Below are 5,256 nucleotides of genomic sequence, written 5' to 3' on the forward strand. Positions count from 1 at the left end.
ACGGCGGCGGTGGACCGGCTGGTGAGCGAGACCAACGGGGCCGGCCTGCAGATACCGGCCGCCCCTGCCGCCGCCCTGGCCGCCGGCGTGGGCATGCCGCTCGCCGCCACCGCGTCGGCCGCGCCCGCCCCGCAGCCGGCCGGCGCCGGAATGCCCACGCCGGCGCCGGTCCAGCCGGCGGCTCCCCAGCCCCTCGCGCCCGCACCCGTCCCGGGGCCGGCGCCGATGCCGCCCCTGGCCCCGACGGCCCAGCAGATGCCGGCCCCGGAACCCGTTCCGGCACCCGCGCCCGTGCCGGCGCCGGTGCCCGCCGCGGGCGGCCCCACCCCGCCGGGCGTCCCCGCCCGCGGCGGCCTCACGGCCGCCCAGGTGCGCGGCATGACCGCCCCGCCCTCGAACAACCCCGGACTGATCCCGGCCCCGGCCACGGGCTGGCCCAGCCCGCAGAACTGGCCGAACGCGGCGGGGATGGGCCAGACGGGGTAACCGGGACGGGGCGGGGCCCCCGCCGACGGCCCGGGGCCCGGGCCGTCGGCCGTACGGAGCACGCCGCCGCCCTGGGGGAGAATGGCGGCGCCCGCGCCCCGTATGATCGCCGCCCGGGAGGCACACCTTTGGCGCTCAGCAGACGTTCATTCAGCGCCCTCGCGGGCACCGCCGCGCTCGGACTCGCCCTGGGCGGCGGCAGCGCCGGAACGGAAGCGCCCTCGGCCCACGCCGCCCGCTCCGTGCCCCCGGGCCCGCCGCCGCGGCCGCCGAGCGCCGACGGGCGGCGGCACACCGTCGGCTTCGACCGCCACTCGCTGCTGGTCGACGGCAGGCGGCTGGTGCTGTGGTCCGGCGAGATGCACCCCTTCCGGCTGCCCAGCCCCTCCCTGTGGCGGGACGTGCTGCAGAAGCTGCGCGCGCACGGCCACAACGCCGTCAGCGTCTGCGTGGCCTGGAACTACCACTCGCCCGCCCCGGGACAGTACGACTTCACCGGCGTGCGGGACCTGGACCTGTTCCTGCGGACGGCCGCCGAGACCGGCCTCTACGTCGTCCTGCGGCCCGGTCCGTACATCGGCGCCGAGGTCGACGGGGGCGGCTTGCCCGGCTGGCTGACGGCCACCGAGGGCAGCGCCCGGGCCTTCGACCCGGCGTACCTGAAGCACGCCGACGAGTGGCTGGGCCGGGTGAACGCCATCGCCGCCCGGCACCTGTTCACCCGGGGCACGGGCACGGTGCTGCTGTACCGGATCGAGAACGGGTACGACGCCCACGCGGACGAGCCCGCCGGGCGCGCCTACCTGAGCCACCTGTACAAGAAGGTGCGCGCCGACGGCATCGACGTGCCCCTCTTCCACAACGACAGGGTCGGGAACGGCCACTGGACGCACGGCTCCTCCGACACCGGCGGGGCCGGTGCCGGTCCGCGTACGCCCGGGTTCGTGCCGGAGTCCGGGGACGGCCGGCCCGACGCGTGGGGCGGGGCCCTGTTCCGGGGCAAGGGGTACGCCGAGGTGCGGCGCACCTGGGACGCGGCGTACGAGCGGCGCTCCCACCTGACCCGCCTCGCCGGCGGCATCACGGTCCACAACGTCCGCATGGCCTTCGGCGGCACCTCCTGGGGCTGGCTGCCCGCGCCGGTCGTCTACACGTCGTACGACTACGGGGCCGCCCTCGACGAGGGGCGCCGGCCCACCGAGAAGCTGGTGCCGCTGCACCAGATCGGGCACATGCTGCAGCGCGTGCCCGACCTCGCCGGGCTGGACCCGGCGGCCGACGTGAAGGTGCCCGGGCTCAGGGCGTACCACCTGAGGAACCCGGACACCGGCGCCCACGTGTACGTGCTGCGCAACGACGGCGACGAGGAGGTCTCCTCCACGCTGCGCGCGGCCGGCACCGACCTGCCGGTGACCGTGCCGGCCCGGGACGCCCGGCTGATGGTCACCCACCTGATGCTGGGGCGGCGCAGGATGCGGTACTCCACCGCGCAGCCGATGGCGCTCCTGGCCGCCGGGCGGCAGGACGTCGCGGTGTTCTGCGGGCGGCAGGGCGAGATGGCGCGGGTGGTGCTGGAGTGCGCCGAAGAGCCGCTGGTCACCCGGCTGAGCGAGCAGGCCGCGTACGTCTACGACCAGGGTCTGCTGCGCGTGACCGTTCCCCTCGGCGCCGGCGGGCTGATCGGTGTCCGCGTGGAGGGCGACGGCAACGAGCGGCCGCTGATGCTGCTCTTCGCCGACGAGGCGACCTCGATGCGCCTGTGGCCGTACGACACCCCGTCGGGCTCCCTGCTGGTCCACGGCCCCGCGCTGCTGCGCACCGCCGCCGTGCGCGGCTCCACCGTGCACCTGACCGGTGACACGGTCGCGGAGAGCGGGCTGGAGGTGTGGGGGCCGCGCGGCATCGGCGCTCTGACGTGGAACGGCCGCGCGGTGCCGGCGTCGGTCACCGGCTCGGCGAGCGTGCGCGCCCACGCGCCGCTGCCCGGCGTGCCCGAGGTGAGGCTGCCCGCGCTCGGCGGCTGGCGGATGCGCACGGAGAACCCCGAGGCCGGGCCGGGTTTCGACGACTCGGCCTGGCAGGTCGCCGACCGGACGTCCTCCTTCAGCACGACGCCCGTGCCGAAGGGGCAACCGGTGCTGTTCGCGGACGACTACGGCTTCCACTACGGGGACGTCTGGTACCGGGGCACGTTCACGGACGCCACCGGGGTCGAGTCGGTCTCGCTCGCGTACAGCACGGGCACGCAGGGGCTGCTCATGGCCTGGCTGGACGGGCACCCGCTGGGCACGTACCGGATGCCCGTGCCGGACAGGAGCACGGTCCGGCAGGGGAGTTGGGCGGGCACGGCGGTCTTCCCGCTGGACCCCTGGCTGCGCGGCTCCGGCCGGCACGTGCTGTCGGTGCTGGTGCGGCGGATGCAGCACGACCAGGACGGCGGGGCGCGGGACACGCACAAGGCGGCGCGCGGACTGACGGCGGTGGCCTTCGGCGGGGCCGCGCCGAAGGTGCGGTGGCGGATCCAGGGCGCGGCGGCGCCCGACCCGGTGCGCGGGCCGCTGAACAACGGCGGGCTGTACGGGGAGCGGGAGGGCTGGCACCTGCCCGGCTTCCCGGACGGCGACTGGGAGCGGGTGAGCTTCCCGCGGGCCGTGCGGCGGCAGGGGGTGACCTGGTACCGGACGACCTTCGAGCTCGCCGTGGACCCGGACGTGGACGCCTCGGTCGGGCTGACGCTGGAGGACGACCGGCACCGCGCCTACCGTGCGCAGATCTTCCTCAACGGCTGGAACATGGGCCAGTACGTCAACGGCGTGGGCCCGCAGCACACCTTCGTCCTGCCGAACGGCATCCTGCGCACCCGGGGCACCAACACCCTGGCCCTCGCGGTCCTTTCGGAGCTCACCACGCTGTCGGGGCCGGGGCGGGTGCGGCTGACGCTGCTGGGCAGCGCGGCCGGAGGAGTGCCGGTGACACCGGTGGCCTCCCCCGGCCGCTGAGGCCGCGCGGCGACTGCGCCAGGCGGATCACGCTCCAGGGGAGGGGCTCCGGAACCGCGGTCGGCCGACCGTCCTGGAGGGCCGTGCCCCCGACGCGGCGCGGGGTGACCCGTCCGGGGCGCCGGCGGGGATGTCGCGGGCCTCGGGACCGACGGGGGTGTCGCCGGCCTGCGAGGGCCTCGGGGCCGACGGAGGCGCCACCGGCCTCGGGACCGACGGGGACGTCGCCGGCCTGCGAGGGCATCGGGTCGGCGGGGGCGTCGGACCGACGAGAGTGTCACCGGCCTGCGAGGGCCTCGGGGCCGACGGAGGCGCCACCGGCCTCGGGACCGACGGGGACGTCGCCGGCCTGCGAGGGCATCGGGTCGGCGGGGGCGTCGGACCGACGAGAGTGTCACCGGCCTGCGAGGGCCTCGGGGCCGACGGAGGCGCCACCGGCCTCGGGACCGACGGGGACGTCGCCGACCTGCGGGGGCGTCGGGTCGGCGGGGGCGTCGGGTCGGCGGGGGCGTCGGACCGACGAGAGCGTCACCGGCCGGCGGGGGTGTCACCGGCCGGCGGGGGTGTCGCAGGCGTTGTGCTCGAGGGCGCGGGTCGGGTCCAGGCCGTTCAGGGCGACGTCGAGGGGTCCGGGAAGGGTTTCGGACAGTCGTGAACGGAGGGGGATGAAGACGTCCGGGTGGCGATCGATTCCCGTCGCGCAGCGGTCGCGGGATCTCATGGCGCGGACAACTCCGGCCGCGTAGGCTCGGACGACCGCCCAGCGGGAGGCGGCCGGAAGGGGTGTGGTGATGGACTTGGCCGGGTCGGCCGCCGGGCCCGTCCGGCTCGCCCTGGATCCCGCCGTGCTGGCCGGCCGGTCCTCCCTCTCCTTCTGGATCCCGGCCGCGGTGCTCACCGCCGCACTGCTGATCAAGCTGCCCACGATCATCCGGCTGTGGCAGGACCCGATGCTGCGCGCGGTCGGCGGGCTGCTGCTCCTCGCCTGCGCGGTGTTCGTGTTCGTGGCCCCGTCGACGATCCGCTGGACCAACCGGGTCACGGGCGTGCCGAACATCTCGGCACCCTGGGTGTACTCGCTGCTCACCGCGTTCTGCGGGTCCTGTCTGCTGCTGATCATCGCCTGGCGGAACGGGCTGTCCGACCGTTCGGCCGCGACCCGGCGCGCCATGCGCTGGGTGATCTCGGTCTACTCGGGGGTGATCGTCGCGCTGTGGGTGCTGTTCGCGCTCGCCGACGTGCCCGTGGAGCGGCTGCGGGACCTGGACACGTACTACGCCAACACCCCGTTCATGCGCGAGGAGATCCTGCTCTACCTGCTCGCGCACGCCGTGGCCGTGCTCATCACCTCGCGGGTGGTGTGGAACTGGGTGCGCACCGACGGGCTGGACGTCTGGCTGCGCTGCGGGCTGAAGTCGCTCGGCGTCGGCTACGGACTCAACCTGCTGTTCGACGCTTCCAAACTCACCGCCGTGGCGGCCCGTTGGACCGGGCACGACCTGGACTGGCTGAGCACGGACGTGGCGCCGCCCGTCGCCTGTGTGTCGGCCATCCTGATCGCGGTGGGGTTCATCCTTCCGCACGCCGGCCAGTACCTGCACGACCGCTGGCGCGTGCGGCTCGCCCACCACGAACTGCGGCCGCTGTACCTGCTGATGCGGACCGTGAACGGCCGGGAACCGTCGCTGCTGCCGCGCGGCGGCCCGGAACTCAGGCTGACCCGGCGGGAGACGTTCATCCGCGACGCGCTGCTGCCGCTGGCCCGCCGTAT

2 protein-coding genes and 2 pseudogenes are annotated in these 5,256 nt (G+C 75.7%); 3 read left to right on the top strand and 1 reads right to left on the bottom strand.

Features of this window, described 5'->3' with window-relative positions:
• Positions 1–486 (top strand): annotated as a pseudogene (locus RH94_RS45220) (histidinol-phosphate aminotransferase family protein); the annotation flags it as partial.
• Positions 487–614: 128 nt separating this feature from the next.
• Positions 615–3,485: a glycoside hydrolase family 35 protein gene (locus RH94_RS32855; RefSeq protein ID WP_073951973.1), complete on the top strand. Its 2,871-nt coding sequence runs from the start codon at positions 615–617 to the stop codon at positions 3,483–3,485.
• A gap of 547 nt (positions 3,486–4,032) precedes the next feature.
• Here the strand turns inward: RH94_RS32855 and RH94_RS40990 are convergent.
• Complete coding sequence (locus RH94_RS40990) at positions 4,033–4,206, bottom strand: hypothetical protein (RefSeq protein WP_158073114.1); 174 nt, start codon at positions 4,204–4,206, stop codon at positions 4,033–4,035.
• A gap of 169 nt (positions 4,207–4,375) precedes the next feature.
• Here RH94_RS40990 and RH94_RS32865 point away from each other — a divergent pair.
• Positions 4,376–5,256 (top strand): annotated as a pseudogene (locus RH94_RS32865) (hypothetical protein); the annotation flags it as partial.

Origin of the sequence: Streptomyces kebangsaanensis, from assembly GCF_001906585.1 — a bacterium.
GTDB lineage: Bacteria > Actinomycetota > Actinomycetes > Streptomycetales > Streptomycetaceae > Streptomyces > Streptomyces kebangsaanensis.